This window comes from Mesorhizobium sp. B2-3-12, from assembly GCF_006442205.1.
Taxonomy (GTDB): Bacteria; Pseudomonadota; Alphaproteobacteria; order Rhizobiales; family Rhizobiaceae; genus Mesorhizobium.
In genome coordinates, this window is sequence record NZ_VFVR01000025.1 from 1 (window position 1) to 16,367 (window position 16,367).

At 64.8% G+C, this 16,367-nt stretch carries 15 protein-coding genes; 7 read left to right on the forward strand and 8 right to left on the reverse strand.

Annotated features, from left to right (window positions below; genetic code table 11):
- Nucleotides 1-203 precede the first annotated feature (203 nt).
- Nucleotides 204-1,121, reverse strand: coding sequence for a LysR family transcriptional regulator (locus FJ948_RS29705; RefSeq protein WP_140710804.1), 918 nt, complete (start codon nucleotides 1,119-1,121; stop codon nucleotides 204-206).
- Nucleotides 1,122-1,262: 141 nt separating this feature from the next.
- On the opposite strand from FJ948_RS29705, the gene FJ948_RS29710 reads away from it, so the two are divergent.
- Nucleotides 1,263-1,901, forward strand: a complete 639-nt coding sequence (locus tag FJ948_RS29710; RefSeq protein WP_140710806.1) for a DsbA family protein — start codon at nucleotides 1,263-1,265, stop codon at nucleotides 1,899-1,901.
- A gap of 40 nt (nucleotides 1,902-1,941) precedes the next feature.
- Nucleotides 1,942-2,553 carry an NAD(P)-dependent oxidoreductase gene (locus FJ948_RS29715; protein ID WP_140710808.1) on the forward strand — a complete coding sequence of 204 codons (612 nt, stop codon included), beginning with the start codon at nucleotides 1,942-1,944 and terminating at the stop codon, nucleotides 2,551-2,553.
- Nucleotides 2,554-2,630: 77 nt separating this feature from the next.
- Here FJ948_RS29715 and FJ948_RS29720 read toward each other — a convergent pair whose 3' ends face one another.
- On the reverse strand, nucleotides 2,631-4,070 hold the full coding sequence (locus FJ948_RS29720; RefSeq protein ID WP_140710810.1) for an ROK family protein: 1,440 nt from the start codon (nucleotides 4,068-4,070) through the stop codon (nucleotides 2,631-2,633).
- Nucleotides 4,071-4,099: 29 nt separating this feature from the next.
- Nucleotides 4,100-5,008, reverse strand: a complete 909-nt coding sequence (locus tag FJ948_RS29725; protein WP_140710812.1) for a tagatose-bisphosphate aldolase — start codon at nucleotides 5,006-5,008, stop codon at nucleotides 4,100-4,102.
- Between the two features lie 279 nt (nucleotides 5,009-5,287).
- On the opposite strand from FJ948_RS29725, the gene FJ948_RS29730 reads away from it, so the two are divergent.
- The 4 genes from FJ948_RS29730 (at nucleotide 5,288) to FJ948_RS29745 (ending at nucleotide 9,512) form a co-directional block, all read left to right on the forward strand.
- On the forward strand, nucleotides 5,288-6,193 hold the full coding sequence (locus FJ948_RS29730) for a sugar-binding transcriptional regulator (RefSeq protein ID WP_140710814.1): 906 nt from the start codon (nucleotides 5,288-5,290) through the stop codon (nucleotides 6,191-6,193).
- 430 nt (nucleotides 6,194-6,623) lie between these two features.
- Nucleotides 6,624-7,601, forward strand: coding sequence for an ABC transporter substrate-binding protein (locus FJ948_RS29735; protein ID WP_140710816.1), 978 nt, complete (start codon nucleotides 6,624-6,626; stop codon nucleotides 7,599-7,601).
- A gap of 101 nt (nucleotides 7,602-7,702) precedes the next feature.
- On the forward strand, nucleotides 7,703-8,764 hold the full coding sequence (locus FJ948_RS29740; protein ID WP_140710818.1) for a ribose ABC transporter: 1,062 nt from the start codon (nucleotides 7,703-7,705) through the stop codon (nucleotides 8,762-8,764).
- The gene (locus FJ948_RS29745) at nucleotides 8,757-9,512 is read left to right on the forward strand and encodes an ATP-binding cassette domain-containing protein (protein WP_140710820.1); all 756 of its coding nucleotides are present in this window, start codon (nucleotides 8,757-8,759) and stop codon (nucleotides 9,510-9,512) included. Before FJ948_RS29740 ends, FJ948_RS29745 begins: the two co-directional genes overlap by 8 nt.
- Before the next feature lie 37 nt (nucleotides 9,513-9,549).
- Here the strand turns inward: FJ948_RS29745 and FJ948_RS29750 are convergent, their stop codons facing one another.
- The 5 genes from FJ948_RS29750 to FJ948_RS29775 form a co-directional block, all read right to left on the reverse strand.
- Complete coding sequence (locus FJ948_RS29750) at nucleotides 9,550-10,326, reverse strand: ATP-binding cassette domain-containing protein (RefSeq protein ID WP_140710822.1); 777 nt, start codon at nucleotides 10,324-10,326, stop codon at nucleotides 9,550-9,552.
- On the reverse strand, nucleotides 10,323-11,135 hold the full coding sequence (locus tag FJ948_RS29755; RefSeq protein WP_140710824.1) for an ABC transporter ATP-binding protein: 813 nt from the start codon (nucleotides 11,133-11,135) through the stop codon (nucleotides 10,323-10,325). Before FJ948_RS29755 ends, FJ948_RS29750 begins: the two co-directional genes overlap by 4 nt.
- The gene (locus FJ948_RS29760) at nucleotides 11,132-11,962 is read right to left on the reverse strand and encodes an ABC transporter permease (RefSeq protein ID WP_140710826.1); all 831 of its coding nucleotides are present in this window, start codon (nucleotides 11,960-11,962) and stop codon (nucleotides 11,132-11,134) included. The genes FJ948_RS29755 and FJ948_RS29760 overlap by 4 nt, the downstream gene beginning before the upstream one ends.
- The gene (locus FJ948_RS29765; RefSeq protein ID WP_140710828.1) at nucleotides 11,959-12,945 is read right to left on the reverse strand and encodes an ABC transporter permease; all 987 of its coding nucleotides are present in this window, start codon (nucleotides 12,943-12,945) and stop codon (nucleotides 11,959-11,961) included. Before FJ948_RS29765 ends, FJ948_RS29760 begins: the two co-directional genes overlap by 4 nt.
- Nucleotides 12,946-13,207: 262 nt before the next feature.
- Nucleotides 13,208-14,818, reverse strand: coding sequence for an ABC transporter substrate-binding protein (locus FJ948_RS29775; RefSeq protein WP_140710830.1), 1,611 nt, complete (start codon nucleotides 14,816-14,818; stop codon nucleotides 13,208-13,210).
- A 375-nt stretch (nucleotides 14,819-15,193) separates the two neighbouring features.
- Here FJ948_RS29775 and FJ948_RS29780 point away from each other — a divergent pair.
- On the forward strand, nucleotides 15,194-16,367 hold a 1,174-nt coding region (locus FJ948_RS29780), incomplete at its 3' end, for a Xaa-Pro peptidase family protein (RefSeq protein WP_140710832.1).

The window sequence follows — 16,367 nt, forward strand, 5'->3', positions numbered from 1 at the left end:
TTTGGCTCTGGTGGACCGCCGATTCTAACCGGTCATCAGCACCCCGCAAGCAGCCAAAGCCCACACCGCAGGACACATAACTCAAATCCCGTCCCCAAAGACCATATTCAAACGCCCGTGGTTAATCCCGCGGGCGTTTTTTTGCGCCTGAGGGGCAGCAGCGCTTTGATGTAAGTCATTACTGACCTTCTGCGTCAGTTATTTCATGCCATGGTGCCGCCGCGCGATCGCTTTCTCTCGGCGGCGGCGAGCAGATCCACAAAGGCGCGCACCTTGGCCGGCCGGAACCTTGCCGGCGGAAAGACGGCGTGGATGCCGCCGGTGGGCAAGGCCCAGTCGGCGAAGACCGGCACCAGCCGTCCCTCGGCGATATCGTCGCTGACGCCGTAGTCGGGAAACACGCCCAGGCCTATGCCGGCAAGCACGCAGGCATGGGCGGCCGGGCTCTTGTCGCATGTCATGACCGGGTTGAGCTCGGTCAGCACCTTGTCGCCATCCCTGGAAAACAGCCATTGGCCGATGCCGCGAAGCTGGGCGTTTCCGACCCAGGCCAGCGATCGCGCCTGCCGCGGGCTCACGCCCGGCGGCAGGCTTGCGGCGAAAGCGGGACTTGCCACCACGATCTGCCGTATCGTGCCCAGGCGCCGCGCCTGGTTGGAGGAATCGGCAAGCCAGCCGACGCGAATGCCGAGGTCGATCTGTTCGTCGACAAGGTTGCTTATCGCATCATCGAAGATCGCTTCGATGCGCATATGCGGATAGGTCTTGAGATAGGCGGCGATGACCGGTGCAACGATCTTCGTGCCGTAGTCGAGTGGCGCTGTCAGTCTCAACATTCCCGCCGGTTCGACGGCCGCTCGCGAAATCTCGCCATAGGCGGCCTCCGCTTCGCGCAGGATGATCATCGCACGATCATAGAAGAGGCGCCCCTCCTCGGTCGGCGCTACACGTCGCGTCGTGCGTCGCATGAGTGTCGCGCCCAATTCCTCCTCGAGCTTGCCAATCTGATGGCTGACCACCGCTTTGGCGACGCCAAGCCGGTCTGCCGCCGACGTGAAGGAGCCGGTCTCCATCACGGTGGTGAAATAGACGAGTCGGTTGAGGTTCAGCAGGTCGGCCAAGATGATCGCTTTTGTCTGATTGGATCAGACAGTTTGTATTATTGATAGGTATTTATCGCAAGGTCGTCCTCTGCCACATAGGAGCAAGACACTTGACGGTCAGGACGCGGGTCTCGCCGTAGCAAGGGACATCAGGCAATCATGAGCACTTCAAACGTGACTTACCTTTTCGATCCGCTCTGCGGCTGGTGCTACGGCGCCACGCCGATGCTGGACAAATTGGCGGCCAGTGGCGTGCGCGTCGAATTGTTGCCGACAGGCCTGTTTTCCGGGGCCGGCGCGCGTCCGATGGATGAAGGGTTTGCCGCCCATGCCTGGGCGAATGACCAGCGCATCGAACGCCTGACCGGACAACCCTTCACGCAGGCCTATCAGCGGAATGTCCTCAACGTTCGCGGTACCTTGCTGGACTCCCATGCCGCCACGCTCGGCATCAGCGCCGCGGGCCTGGAAGACCCGAGCCGCCGGTTGACCGCGCTCAAGGCTATCCAACGTGCGCGCTACGTCGACGGCCGCGATATCGTAACTGTCGAGGGCATGGCTGCCGTGCTCACCGACACTGGCATGATGGATGCCGCCGCGATCCTGAAGAACCCGACCGAAACCTTGCTGACGGCTCACCGCGAGCTGGTCGGTCGCGGCCGCGCGCTGTTCGAGCGCCTGCATGCCAATGGCGTGCCCTCGCTGGCGGTCATCCGCAACGAAGCGCCCCGGCTCATCGGTTCGAACGCGCTGTTCGGCAGCTTCGACAATCTCGTCGCCCATATCGCCGCGGCGTGATCTCCACCAATCGGCCCTCCAACAGGAAATGGAAGAAGACATGGCAAAAGTTGCTCTCATAGGCGCCTCCGGCGCCGTCGGTTCGCGCCTGCTCAAGGAACTCTCCGACCGTGGCCATACGGTCACCGGCATCGCCCGCAGTCCGGAAAAAATCGCGGCGCTGCCCGGCCTGACCGCCAGGAAGGGCGATGTCCTCGACAGGCAAGGTCTCACCGACCTGATCCGCGGGCATGATGTCGTGATCAGCTCGGTGCATTTCCTGGACAGCGACCCCGACACACTGATCGCCGCGGTGCGCGCCTCGGGCGTGAAGCGCTATCTCGTCGTGGGTGGCGCGGGCAGTCTCGAAGTGGCGCCCGGCAAGCGCCTGGTCGATACGCCCGAATTCCCCGCGATCTACAAGGCCGAAGCACAGAAGGGCGCGGACTTCCTGGACAGGCTCAAGACGGTCGAGGATCTCGACTGGACGTTCTTGTCGCCGTCGGCCCTGTTCGTTCCGGGCGAGCGCACCGGCAAATTCCGACTTGGCAAGGACACGCTTCTCGCCTCGGACAAGGGCAGCAGCATTTCCTTCGAGGACTATGCCATCGTCATGGTCGACGAGATCGAGAAGCCGACGCATATCCGGCAGCGTTTCACCGTCGGCTATTGATGCAGGGAACGGCGCGGCGGTTGTCGGCCGGCGCCGGTTCGACTGCGGGCGCAGCGACCGCCGCCGGCCTGAGCCGGTTATGTCTGGAACCGCGCCTTCAGCCAGGCGATGATGGCGTCGAAGTCGGTCGGTCTGGTCGTGTCGACATCGAACAGCGGGCCACGCCGCAGCGGTTCGGCGCGCTTGGCCAATTCGATCAGCTCGGGGATGTAGGCGGCGCCGGGATGACCGGGGAGACGCTGACCCAGCCGGCCACCGTATCGCTCGGCCAGAACCTCACCGGGCGCGTGGCACCAGATTTCCACGGTGTGTTCGACACCGGCCTTGCGCAGATGATCCTCGAGCACCTGCCGCGGCTGGAAACCGAACCACGCGTCGACGATGAAGGTGCTGCCGGCCGGAGCGTCGCCAACGACCGACCAGATTGCCTGGTAGCTGGCGCGGCCGAGCGTGCGGTTGAATTCACGGTCGGCGCCGCCGAGCACTTCGAGGAACGGATTCTTGACCGTGTCGAGCGCGAGCAGCGGCCATCCCATGCGGTCTGCGATGCCGCGCGACACGGTGCTCTTGCCGCTGGCCGGGATGCCATTGACGAGCACGGCGCGTCTGGCGCGGCCAGGCTGATCAGATAGCGATATCGATGCCGGCGCCGAAAGCGCCTGCAGCCCGGCGCCGATCACCCCGGCGTCGTCGCCGAGCCGAGCCGGCTCGACCGGGCATTGGTACCAGGGCGCCAACGCCGGCGCATGGCCGAGCGCCCTGTGTGCCGCCAGGCCAAGCCCGCCGCCAAGCAGGACGAGGTCGGGGTCGAACATGGCGACGGTGGTATCGATCGCAGCGCGCAGCGGCCTTGCCCAAGCTTCCAGAATGCCGCGCGCCTTGACGTCCACGGCCGCGTCGCGGGCAAAGAGCTGATCGACCGAAACGTCGGGTCCAAAGCCAGCGCGCGCGATGTGGCGGCCGAGCGCCGTGCCGGAACTGGTGGTTTCGACGCAGCCACGCCGCCCGCAGGCGCAGAGCTCGCCATTGACGTCGACAGTGATATGGCCAAGTTGCCCGGCCGTCGCCCGGCCACGCATGATCCGCCGGTTCTGGACGACGGCGCCGCCGATGCCGGTGCCGATGGTGAACATGGCGATGTTGTCGTGGCCTTGGCCGGCGCCCAGGGCCATCTCGGCGGCCAGCGCCATGTTGCAGTCATTGTCGAGGATGACAGGCTTGCCGGCCATGTCTTCCAGGCGCCGCGCCAGCGCAACCGAGGCAAGGTTGACATAGCCCCCCGACAGGACCGCGCCGCGCCGCGTGTCGACGCGGCCGGGAACGCCAACACCGATGGTCGCCACCTCCGTTGTGTCGAGAAGGCGCACCATGTCGGCGATGCGGCCAAGCACCAGTTCCGGGTCAGGCGCGCTCTTCTCGCTGAGGCGCTTGAGGATCTCCCCCGTGCCGGAGATGCGGGCAGCACGCAAATTGGTGCCGCCGATATCGATCCCTATGGCCATCGACTTTTGTGGCATGACGTCCTGCACGTGCCCCAACGCGGATATCAGGCGGCGGCCTTCTGCCGATAGTGCCCGATCACCGCCTGGATCTCGCGCAATCGCGGCACCGCGATGGTCTTAAGCCTTTCGCGCTGAATGTCACGGTCGAGCGAGATACAATCCTTCCACAGGGAACGGCCGGCGATCACACCGGAGGCGCCATTTTGCATGGCGATCTCGACCTGGCCGAGGAAGGTGGCGTGGTTGACGCCGGCCGAAAGCACCGCCCATGGCACCTCGCCGGCCATTTCTGTGATGTTGGCACAGGCTTCCGGCGTTCCAGGGTAGGGAAGCTTCAGCACCTTGGCGCCGCATTCCAGCGAAATCCTGGTACCTTCCTCGACCAGCCAGGGCGTCTTGGCCGCGTAATCCTGCGGGCTTTCCCCTTCAAGCTGATAGGTCAGGAATTCGACGACGAGCAGCAGATCCTCTTTGCCGAAGTCGGTGATGCATTGGCGCAGGATGGCGATGTTGTGCTCGTTGGCTTGCGGCTTGTCGGCCCTGAGATAGACCATGATTTTGCCGCCCGTGCCGCCGAGTTCGCGCACGCGCCGCGCATCGATGCCGGGAACCAGCCGCGACAGGCGGTAGCCTTCCGGCGAAACGTCGAAGCCGGAGGCGTCGAGGCCGATGAGGAGCGCGGTATCCCGGTTCAGCACGCCCTCGTCGACCACCCTCGGCACCGCGCAGAGCGGGTCGAGCAACACGCAGGACGCCGCACTGGCGAGGTAGCGCGTGATGTCGGCCTTGGTGTCGCCGAGCATGTCGTTGGTGATCCGGGCCTGTTCCGCGGGGTCCGACGCCAGCAAGGTGCGCATGCCGCCGCGCTGGTCGCAGGCGATGGCCACCATGGCTCCATCCTTGCCGCATATCTGCTGGTAGCCGCGCAGTTCCGCGGTGGTCATCTTGGTCATGGTCTTCTGTCCGATGTTGGCGCTCTCGCCGAGGCGCTGATCCCGTGGAAACAATGGTCGATTTGCCTGCCTGCCGGCAGGAAGATTTTGCCGCCTTGATGCATCGCCGGCCGCCTGGACAGGCAGCCTTGCCGGCGCGTGGCCTGGTGAGGCCCTCAAGTTGCGAGTTCGCCGGATTTGCGCGATAACTCCCATCGGCGTATACGTGTGTAACACGTTGCTGAAAGGAATTGCAAGCTGTCTGTTCCCTCCGTCCAGGACGCGACCGCATCGCGTACGATGCTGCACACGGTTGCCAAGCTGCACTATCTGGAGGAGATGTCGCAGGTCGACATTGCGCGGCAGCTCGGCGTCTCCACCGCGACAATTTCGCGTTTGCTGCAGCGGGCGCGGGCCGAGGGCATCGTGCGCATCGAGGTCATCGACCTGGCGACGCCGGAGGACATTACCAGGCAATTGGTCGACGGGCTGAAATTGCGTGATGCCGCAGTTGTCGAGACGCCGGTGGCGGGCGCGCTGACGGCGCTCTCAGCGCCGCTTGGCGCTTTGCTCAGGCAGGCGCAACTGGTGGCCGGCTCCGTGGTCGCCATCGGCTGGGGGCGCGCCGTGCGCGAGGTCATTCGATCCGGCCTGCCGCGCATGCCGGGGGTGCTGACGGTGGCCGCGACCGGCGGCATGCAGCAGCACGCGGCGCATTTTCAGGTCAATGAATTCGTGCGGCTTGCCGCGGAGGAGTTCGGTGGCACGCCGCACTTCATCCACGCTCCGTATCTGCCATCGAGTGAGCTGCGCGAGGTCTTCCTGCGCGACGCCGCCATCCGCGATGCCGTCGCGCTTTGGGAGAGAACCGATGTGGCGATCGTCGGCATCGGCCTGCCGCATGCCATCAATGCGCCCGAGGCGAGTGCCGCCACGCCAAGCGAGCAGGCGCTGGTTCACGCGGCCGGCGACGTGCTTCGTCATTACTTCGACGCGGAGGGCGCCCTGATCGCCTGGGAAGGGGAGAGCCGGATGATCGCCATGTCGCCGGCGCAGCTTCGCGCCGTGCCGCTGGTGATCGGCGTCGCCGCCTCGCCGGAAAAGGCGACGGCAATCATCGGCGCCGTCCGGGCCGGGCTCATCAACACGCTGGTGACGGATACAAAGACGGCGCAGGCCATCCTCGCGGCCCTCGCAACGCGATAGCGGCAGGTAGGCCGGACCGAGGCCGCAATGGTGACGCGCAGAGAGGCCGTTGCGAAATCGATTGTGTCGCCGGGGCGTCGGGACGATAGTTCGCCGGGGCTCCAAGGAGCAGTCGGATGCTGTCTGGAAAAGCCGATGTTGCGGTCTCGAAAAACCGAGTTGCAATTTATTTCTGCAAAGTGTTACAAACTGCGAACCCGGTGCGCAGGCATCTCGGGCGCGGTGGTTCTCTCACCTCGCGGAGGCGAGGAAAGCGACTACGGCTATTGCGCCGGCCAGCCGGGCCGGCTGAGATTTAGACTGGAGGGCGCTTGGGAGGAGCTGCCCGCGAAAGCAAACAGGCGTTCCCGGCCGTCGGCATCGCGTGAGCGGATGACGGCCATCCAATGTCACTTGCAACGGCAGAATTGCCAAAAATGAGGAGGATGTCATGAAGAAGATCGTAGCCGGGCTCGCGGCGCTTGCCGTCAGCGCCACGGTGCTGATGGCGCCCGCGCAGGCGCAGGACAAGAAATACACCATCGCGCTCATTCCGGGCCTGACCACCGACGGGTTCTATATCACCATGCGCAAGGGCGCCCAGGCGGCAGCCGATGCGCTCGGCGTGACCCTGGTCTTCCAGGGCGCCCCGGACTTCAACCCTGTCACACAGGTGCCGGTGTTGGACGCGGTCATCGCCAAGAAACCGGACGCGATCCTGATCGCGCCGACGGACAAGGTTCAGCTGGTCGAGCCACTGCGCAAGGCCAATGACGCCGGCATTCCGGTCATCACCGTCGATACGTTCATCGGCAGCGGCGTCTACCAGACGGGCGCCGGCGATGCCGATTTCCCGCTGGCCTATATCGCCTCGGACAATGTGCTGGGCGGCGAGATCGCGGCGCGCGCTCTGGCCACCGCCATTGGCGACAAGGGCAAGGTCTATGTGTCGAACGTCAAGCCCGGCATTTCGACCACCGATCAGCGCGAAGAGGGCTTCAAGAAGGAGATGGCCAAGCATACGGGCATCACCGTTCTGGAAACCCAGTTCAACGATGACGACGCCAACAAGGCGGCCTCGCAGTTGCAAGCCGTGTTCGCGCGCAATCCTGATCTCGTCGGCGTGTTCGGCGCCAATCTGTTCTCGGCGCTCGGTGCCGCCAACGGCGTCAAGCAGGCCGGGCAGACCGGCACCGTCAAGGTGGTTGCCTTCGATGCGCCGACCAGCATCGTCGACAACATCAATACCGGTCTCGTGGACGTGGCAATCGCCCAGCATCCGGCGGAGATCGGCTATTACGGCGTCGTTTCGGCCTATGCCCACCTGACCGGCCACTCAATTCCGGTCACGATCGGCACCGGCTTCACGATCATGAACAAGTCCAACGTCGCGGATCCGAACATCTCGAAGTATCTCTACTCCGAGTAGGTCCAGACGAGCTTGGCTCCTCCCGGTCAGCCGGGAGGAGGCCTGCGCCGGGTCCCGGCTGACCGGGGCCTTGTTCGAACGAGCCGCGCCGCGGAGTATCCATGACCTCGACATCCCTAGCAAAGCCGGCCGAGCAGCATGTCGCTCCTCAGGCGGATCATGGCGATCCGGCCAAGGGCCTGATCGCACGCATCGCCGAAGGGCGCGCCTGGCTGTTCCTTGCCGGTCTTCTCATCTGCTTCGAGATCTGGTCCAGGGTCGCCTTCGGCGTCACCTTCGTGCTCAATCCGTTCAACCTGCAGTCCATCGCGATCTTTGCCGTGGCGCCGCTGCTGCTGGCGACCGGGCAGACCTTCGTCATCATTTCAGGCGGTATCGACCTGTCGCTGGGCTTCATCATGGGCCTGGCCGCCGTCATCGCCGCGCATGCGACCAACATGGCGGGTGCGGCCATTCCGTTGCCGCTTGCCATGCTGGCCGGCATTCTGGCGGCGGTGGTCGTCGCCGGCGTGCCCGGCATCATCAACGGCCTGCTGATATCACGTCTCAAGGTGCCACCCTTCATCGGCACGCTCGGCATGTTCGGCGTGGCGCGCGGCGCCGCCTTCCTGCTTGCCGGCGGCACGACGGTGCCGGTGCAGAATTCCTGGTTCGCGCTGCTCGGCAACGGCAAATTCTACGGCATTCCTTATCTGGTGCTGATCACCGCCGTCTTCGTCATCGTCATGCACTACCTGCTCAGCCAGACGCGTTTCGGCCAGCACAATTACGCCATCGGTGCCAATGTGCAGGCGGCGCGCCGGTCTGGTATCGACATCAGGGGCCATATATTGCGGCTCTATGTGCTGTCGGCGATGTGCGCGGGCCTTGGCGGTGCGCTTTATGCCGCGCGCTTCACGGCCGGTGCGGCGCAAGCCGGCGAACCGCTGCTGCTCGACAGCGTCGCGGCTGTCGTGATCGGCGGCGCCAGCCTGTTCGGCGGCTCCGGCACCATCTTCGGCACGGTTGCCGGGGCGCTGGTGATCGCGGTCATCCAGTACGGGCTGGTCTTCGTCAATGTCGAGCCGTTCTGGCAGTTCATCGCCGTCGGCGTCGTCATCATCATTTCCGTGCTCATAGACCAGGCGCAGCGCCGGTTCAGTGGAGGCCGCCAGGATGAATAGCATCGACCAGAACACCGCCTTGCTCGAAGTCCGCAACCTGTCCAAGCACTTTGGCGCCGTGCGTGCGCTCAGCGATTTCTCCATGGCCGTGCGGCCGGGCGAAGTGGTGGCGCTTGCCGGCGACAACGGCGCCGGCAAAACGACGCTGATCAAGGCGATCTCGGGCGTGTTCCAGCCCACGGGTGGCGAAATCCTGCTCAGGGGCCAGCCGGTGGCGTTCGCGACGCCGCAGGAGGCGCGCGAAAAAGGCATCGAGACGATCTATCAGGATCTGGCTCTGGCCGACAATCTGTCGATCGGCGCCAACATCTTCCTTGGCCGCGAACCGATGCGCAAGGCGTTCGGCTTCCTGCCGGTGCTCGACCGCAAGGCGATGGCCGACGCTGCCAGGGAGACGATGAAGCGGCTGGACTTCCACGTCAGCCGCATGAACGCCCCGGTCAGCAACTTCTCCGGCGGCCAGCGCCAGGCCGTCGCCATCGGCCGCGCCGTCTATTGGGATGCGCAGATCCTGATCATGGACGAACCGACCGCCGCGCTCGGCGTGCCGGAACAGCGCAAGGTCATTTCGCTGATCCACCAGCTCAAGGCGCAAGGGCGAGGCGTGATCTTCATCTCGCACAATCTGCAGGACATCTTCGCTGTCTCGGACCGCATCGTCGTGCTGCGGCGCGGCGTCCAGGCCGGCGAGCGCAAGATCTCCGAGACCAATCATGATGAGGTCGTCAAGCTGATGGTCGGGGGATAGGCGGGTTTTCTCAGCGTGGTCTTGTTCGAAGACCGGATCATGGTCTGTTTCTGTTCAATCGCGGTGCCGCCGCCACCAGCGCTTTGCCGATGGCCGATCGCGGCGTGTCGATGACGGCTCGGGCATCGCCGCTCTCGGCAATTCGTCCGGCATCGAGAAGGATGACGCGGTGGGCGATCGCGCGCACGACGCCAAGATCATGTGAAATGAAGAGGTAGGCGATCCGTTGCTCGCGCTGCAGGTCGAGCAGGAGGTCGAGGATCTGGCCGCGCACGGAGACATCGAGCGCCGACACAGCTTCGTCGAGCACGATCAGCGATGGCTTGGTGGCGATGGCGCGGGCGATGGCCACGCGCTGCCGCTGGCCGCCGGAGATTTCATGGATGGCACGTGGCGCGAGGTCGGCCGCCAGGCCGACGCGCTCCAGCAAGGCAGCGATGCGTCGCGGGCGCTCGGCGCGGGAGGCAATGCCATGGATGCGGAGCGGGTCGTCGAGGACGCGCGCGACGGTGGCGCGTGGGTTGAAGGCGGCCAGCGGATCCTGGAACACCATTTGCAGGCGCGCGCGACGGGCTCGAAGTGCCGAGCCGCCCAGAGCCAGGAAATCACCGCCCTCGAATTCGATGCGTCCCCCATCCGGCTCGATCAGTCGCAGCACCAGCCGCGCGATCGTCGACTTGCCGCTCCCTGACGGCCCGGCCAGCGCCAGCGTTTCCCCGGGCTCGACATGAAAGGAGACATCGTCCGCCGCGGTGAGGGTCTTGCCGCCTCGGCTATAGCGTTTGGTGAGACCGGACACTGTGAGCAGGCTCATCCGCGCGTCCCACCCCGGTTCAGAAGCGGTTCGGCATCAAGACCGATATGGGCGTCGAGCAGGGTGCGTGTATAGGTCTGGGTCGGGGCATTGATGATCCGCGCCGTCGCGCCAAGCTCAACCAACTGGCCATGGCGGAAGACGGCGATGCGCTCGGCGAGTTTGGCGGCGAGCGCGATGTCATGGCTGATGAACAGCAGCGTCATGCCGTCCTCGGCCACCAGTCGCCGGATCAGCGCGACGATCTCGGCCTGCACGATGGTGTCGAGAGCGCTGGTCGCCTCGTCGGCGATCAGCAGTCTCGGCCCGGCGGCAATCGCGGCGGCAATCGCCACACGCTGCTTCTGGCCGCCGGAAAGCTGGTGCGGGTAGGCGCGCAGGGCGGAGTCAGGGTCGGGCAAGCGGACGCGTTCGAGCAATTGCTTTGCCTTGGCGAAGGACTGAGACCAGGTGAGGCCGAGATGCGTGTGCGCGACTTCGGCGATCTGCTTGCCGACGGTGATCACGGGATCGAGGCTGGCTGAGGGATCCTGGAAGACGAAGCCGATGTCGCGGCCGAGGAGGGGGGGCGCCTTGGCGCCAGACGTTGACGGCAAGAACCAATCGATGTGCCCCTCGATCCTGACACTTGCTGGCAACAGCCCCGCGATCGCCAGCGCCAGCGTGCTCTTGCCGGAGCCGCTTTCGCCGATAATAGCCAGCCGTTCGCCTGCCTGGACATCGAAAGTAATGTTCTTCAGCGCCGCCACCTCGCTGCCGTCGCGGCGATAGGTCACCGAGAGATCGCGGATCGATGCCAGCGCGGTCATGACAGGCCCCTGCGTACGGCCGTCGTCTCGACGATGCCTTCGCCGGCGAGGTAGACGCCGAGCACCGTCAGCACCAGCGCAATACCCGGGACGATCGACAGGAAGGGCGCGGTACGCAAGACAGTGCGGCCTTCGGCGATCATACCGCCCCAGGTGACCCTGTTGGGGTCGCCGAGGCCTAGGAAGGACAGGGCCGCTTCGGTGAGGATCGCGGCGGCGACGATCACCGATGACAGCGCCAGCACTGGCGGCAAGGCATTCGGCAGTACTTCGCGAAAGGCAATCGCCAGCGGATGCATGCCGATGACGCGGGCGCCGGCGACATAGTCGCGTTCGCGGATGGAAAGGACTTCCGCGCGGGCAATGCGCGCCGGCCCCGTCCAGGTGCCGAGCGCTATGGCCACGACGACGACGCCGAGCGAAGGACCGACCACGCTGACGAAAGCCAGCGCCAGCAGGAAACCGGGCACGGTCTGGAACGCGTCGGTGATGCGCATCAGCACTTCATCGACGAGGCCGCCGGCAAAGCCGGCCAGCGTGCCGACGACCGCGCCGACGACAAGGGCAGCGGCGGCGGCGGCGAGGCCGACAGCCAGCGAGGTGCGGGCGCCATGGAACAGTTCGGCCAGCACGTCGCGGCCGAGCCGGTCGGTGCCAAGCGGCAGCGACCAGTTTTGGAAGGGCGGCAGCAGCGCCGGGCCGGCGATGGCTTGCGGGTCCCCGGGAAACAACAGAGATGCCGACAGCGCCATGGCGAACAGCATCGCCAGAAGGATGGTGCCGGCAACCGCCTCGGGTGTGCGTAAAAAGCGATGCAGGCGGCTCATGCGCCGGCCTCGCTGGCGCCGACGCGCGGGTCGAGGAAGGCATAGGCAATGTCGACAAGCAGGTTGATGAGGATGACCAGCACTGCGCTGGTGAGGATGATGCCAAGCAGCAAGGGCGTGTCGCGTGCGGCAACCGCTTCTTGCGCCAGCCGGCCGAGGCCGGGCACGGCAAAGACGCTCTCGATGACGACGCTGCCACCCAGCATCTGCGCCGATTGCAGGCCAAGCATGGTGACCAGCGGCAATAGTGCGTTGCGGGCGACATGGGCGAGCACGATGCGGCGGCGCGAAAGCCCCCTGGCGCGGGCGGCCAGCACAAAATCTTGGCGCCAGGCCTCGGCCATGCCGGCGCGCATCATGCGCAGATAGAGCGCCAGATAGATGAAGCCCAGCGCAGAAACCGGCAGTATCAGGTGGATGGCGATGTCGGCGGCACGGTCGAGACCGGTCTTGTCGGAAGCGAGGGTCTCGATGCCGCCGATCGGCAGCCAGCGCAGGTCGACTGCGAAGATCACGATCAGCACCAGGCCGAGCCAGAAGCCAGGCACCGCGTAGAGCGCCAGCGAGGCGACGGAGAGAAAACGGTCGCGGAAGCTGCCGGGCCTTGCGCCGGCATAGATGCCGAGCGCCGAGCCGAGGCCGAACGAGAGCGCGGTGGCGCTGACCATCAGGATGAGCGTGGTCGGCAGGCGTTCCAAGATGACCTCGCGGATCGGCCGGGAGAAAGTGACGGACTGGCCGAGGTCGAGATGCAGCAGCGCCCAGAGATAGTTGGCGAGCCGCGTTAGCTCCGACTGATCGAGGCCCCAGCGATGGCGCAACAGCTCGATCATGCCGGCGTCGCCGCCGGTCGAGACGATGTAGGCGTCGACGGCGTCGCCGGGCGCGGCTTCGAGCAAGAGGAAGGTGCCGATAATTACGATGAAGAGAACGAAGATGCTGCCGACGAGACGGCGGCGGATGAGGGTGAGGGCGCGGGTCATGATGATGAGACGCCGCTTGTAAACTTCTGAGGCCGTGCTCTACGGCGCCCCCCTCTGTCCTGCCGGACATCTCCCCCACTTGGTGGGAGATCAGCTGTCATCTCGGCTTTCGCCAATCTCCAAGGTTGCAGGGAAGTGTGAGGCGCGGAAACCGCCGATCTCCCCCCTTGTGGGGGAGATGTCCGGCAGGACAGAGGGGGGCGCGAAGGAACTCTCATTCTCCGAATCTGAGCACCCCAAACTTCGATCCGCAAGTGCGGGATCACCCCGCTAAATACGTGTCCGCCCAGTTCGAAACCGCCCAGCGCGGGTTGTTGGCGATGTTGCCGACCTTGTCGCTGGCGACGCTGATGAAACTCCATTCGGCGACGTTGATCAGCGGCAGGTCGGCCGCGACTTGCCTCTGGAACTCCTTGTAGAGATCGGTACGCGCTGATGTGTCGAGCGTTTCCGATGCCTTGGTGATCAGCGCGTCGAGAGCGTCGTTTTTGTAGCCGCCCTGGTTGGAGAACGGCACGCCATCGGGAATGCCGCTCTGCACCAGGATGGTGGTCGAGATCGCTGGGTCGCCGCGAAACACCGGCGGGCCGACCGCGAGGTCGAAGGCGTGGTCGGTATAGACTGCCTTGATGTGGGCCGCCGAGTCGTTGTTGACCAGTTGCGCGTCGATGCCGACGGCCGCGAGCGCCTGGCGCAGATAGTCGCCGAACTGTTTTGTCTCGTTAAAATAGGGCGCCGGCAAGAGCTTCAGCGAGAAACGGTTGCCGTCGGCGCCTTTCCTGTAGCCGGCCTCGTCGAGCAGGGCGTTGGCCTTGGCGACGTCGAAGGCGTAGGTCGGCACGTCGGCGGTGTAGAATTGCGGATCGTTCTTCGGCACCGGGCCGGTGGCGGTGGCGGCGTAGCCGAGGAACACCGTCTTGACGACGAAGTCCTTGTCGATGGCATGGGCGATCGCCTGGCGCACCTTCACGTCGGCCAGTTCCTTGCGGCGATGGTTGATCTCGACGACGAGCTGGTAGGTCAGGCCCTCATAGCCCTTGGTGATGACTTTCAGGCCGGGAACCTTGGAGATGCGGTCGAGGTCGGCCAGCGGTACGGCCGAGAAAGCCGCGAGCTGGATTTCCTCAGCTTCCAGCGCCGCGGCGGCCGAGGTGCGGTCGGGCAGGACCTGATAGATGATCTCGTCGAGATAGGGCTCGTCCTTGCCCCAATAGTCCGTGTTCTTGGTCAGCCGGTAATACTGGCCGGCCTTGTACTCGCCGAATTTGAACGGCCCGGTGCCGATCGGCGCGTTGTTGGCCGGGTTGTCCTCGATCTTGCCGACCTCGTAGATGTGCTTGGGCACCACGCTCGATAGCGCCGGCAGCGCGTTGCGGATCAACTGGAACGGCGTCGGCTTGGCGAATTTGAACACGGCGGTCAGATCGTCTGGCGTGTCGACCGCACTGAGGTCCTTGAACACGGTGCGGCCGAGATTCTGCAGCGGCTTCCAGATCTGCAGCGCCGAGAAGGCGACGTCGGCCGAGGTGAACGGCTTGCCGTCATGCCATTTGACGCCGTCGCGCAGCTTGAACGTCGCCGACAGTCCGTCGGCAGCGCCTTCCCAACTCAGCGCCAGCCTTGGCGCAAGCCCATCCTTGCCGTCGAAGGAGGCTTCCGCCAGCGTCTCGACGATCTTGCTGGAGATGAAGAAAACACCGTTGGAGGCGACGATCGCCGGATTGAGATTGCGCGGCTCGGAATCGGCGGCAAGCACGAGCCGCCCACCCTTCTTCGGCGTCTGTGCCCAACCTAGTGTCGGCATGGCCGTGGTGGCCAGCAGCATTGCCGAGCCGGTAAGCATGGTGCGTCTGGAAATGGTGAAACCTGACATGATCGAACTCCGTCCTCTCCGCGCGGCCCGATCGGGCGCGACAACACCCCTCGAATGCCGGTGCGTGCATCGGCATCCCCGCGGTGGGGATTATGAGCCTTGCCGAGGGTTTCGCCAGAGACGGAATTGGCGCATCCTTGCTTGGCTTTGAAATTTTCGTCCGCTGGACCAGTTTAGCACAAGTCCATTCAATTCGGCTATCTGGTCGGACCAGATGTGCGGAAATATGTGCAATGACGACTTGATGACCGACAGAAGGTGCTGCTCGCAAAGGTTCTGGCTGGACCAGAATGGGAAAAATGGTGCAGATTTGATAACGGGCCAGCAGATCGCTGCGAAACAGGATCGATCTCGGGCTAATTCAGGGAGAGAGTGATGAACATCGCGCCGGGCAAGAATGCCGTCAGCAATATCCCGTTCGACCAGGCTAGGGTCGACCGGCTGATGGAGGAGGCGGGCATCGACGTGCTGCTCGCGACCTCCAAGCACAACACGCAGTACCTGCTGGGCGGCTACAAGTTCATCTTCTTCGCCGCCATGGATGCGATCGGCCACAGCCGCTATTTGCCGATCGTCGTCTACGAAAAGGGCGGGCCGGATCACGCGGCCTATATCGGCAACCGCATGGAGGGCGGCGAGCACCAGAACCATCCGTTCTGGACGCCGACACTGCATGCCGCCTGCTGGGGCACGCTCGATGCCGCCAACCTCGCGGTCGAGCATGTCAGAAAGATCGGCAAGGAGGGAGCGCGCATCGGTATCGAGCCTAGCTTCCTGCCGTCGGACGCCTATGCGCTGATCCGCAAGGCATTGCCGGAGGCCAAGCTGATCGATGCGACCGACATGCTGGAGCGCATGCGCGCCATCAAGACCGATGCCGAGCTCGAGAAGTTGCGCACCGCCTCCGAACTGATCACGGACTCCATGCTGGCGACGATCGCCTGGGCGCGCGAAGGCACCACCAAGGCCGAGATGATCGAGCGGATCAGGCGCGAGGAGACCAATCGCGGCGCGCATTTCGAATATTGCCTGCTGACGCTGGGCTCCAGCCACAACCGCGCCACCTCATCGCAGGCCTGGAAGAAGGGCGAAGTGCTGTCGATCGATTCCGGGGGCAACTATCACGGCTATATCGGCGACCTCTGCCGGATGGGCATTCTGGGCGAACCCGATGCCGAGCTGGAGGATCTGCTGGCCGAGGTCGAGACGGTGCAGCAAGCCGCCTTCTCGAAGGTGAAGGCGGGCACGCTGGGCGGCGACATGATCGCTTACGCCGAGGGCGTGCTGAAGACATCCAAGGTCGCGCCCTACACGGATTTCTTCGCCCACGGCATGGGCCTGATCACGCATGAGGCGCCGTTCCTGATGACCAACCATCCGGTGACCTATGAAGGCACCTATGCGGCCAAACCGCTGGAGACAAACATGGTGCTGTCGGTGGAGACCACCATGCTTCACCCGACGCGCGGCTTCATCAAACTGGAGGACACGCTGGCGGTGACCGAGACGGGGTATGTGATGTTTGGCGATCGCGGGCGGGGTTGGAACA

Excerpts from the sequence above, each read along its gene's own strand:
- FJ948_RS29710 (WP_140710806.1), top strand. The coding sequence starts at position 1,263 with ATGAGCACTTCAAACGTGACTTACCTTTTCGATCCGCTCTGCGGCTGG.
- FJ948_RS29715 (WP_140710808.1), top strand. The coding sequence starts at position 1,942 with ATGGCAAAAGTTGCTCTCATAGGCGCCTCCGGCGCCGTCGGTTCGCGC.
- FJ948_RS29720 (WP_140710810.1), bottom strand. The coding sequence starts at position 4,070 with ATGCCACAAAAGTCGATGGCCATAGGGATCGATATCGGCGGCACCAAT.
- FJ948_RS29725 (WP_140710812.1), bottom strand. The coding sequence starts at position 5,008 with ATGACCAAGATGACCACCGCGGAACTGCGCGGCTACCAGCAGATATGC.
- FJ948_RS29730 (WP_140710814.1), top strand. The coding sequence starts at position 5,288 with ATGCTGCACACGGTTGCCAAGCTGCACTATCTGGAGGAGATGTCGCAG.
- FJ948_RS29735 (WP_140710816.1), top strand. The coding sequence starts at position 6,624 with ATGAAGAAGATCGTAGCCGGGCTCGCGGCGCTTGCCGTCAGCGCCACG.
- FJ948_RS29740 (WP_140710818.1), top strand. The coding sequence starts at position 7,703 with ATGACCTCGACATCCCTAGCAAAGCCGGCCGAGCAGCATGTCGCTCCT.
- FJ948_RS29745 (WP_140710820.1), top strand. The coding sequence starts at position 8,757 with ATGAATAGCATCGACCAGAACACCGCCTTGCTCGAAGTCCGCAACCTG.
- FJ948_RS29750 (WP_140710822.1), bottom strand. The coding sequence starts at position 10,326 with ATGAGCCTGCTCACAGTGTCCGGTCTCACCAAACGCTATAGCCGAGGC.
- FJ948_RS29755 (WP_140710824.1), bottom strand. The coding sequence starts at position 11,135 with ATGACCGCGCTGGCATCGATCCGCGATCTCTCGGTGACCTATCGCCGC.
- FJ948_RS29760 (WP_140710826.1), bottom strand. The coding sequence starts at position 11,962 with ATGAGCCGCCTGCATCGCTTTTTACGCACACCCGAGGCGGTTGCCGGC.
- FJ948_RS29765 (WP_140710828.1), bottom strand. The coding sequence starts at position 12,945 with ATGACCCGCGCCCTCACCCTCATCCGCCGCCGTCTCGTCGGCAGCATC.
- FJ948_RS29775 (WP_140710830.1), bottom strand. The coding sequence starts at position 14,818 with ATGTCAGGTTTCACCATTTCCAGACGCACCATGCTTACCGGCTCGGCA.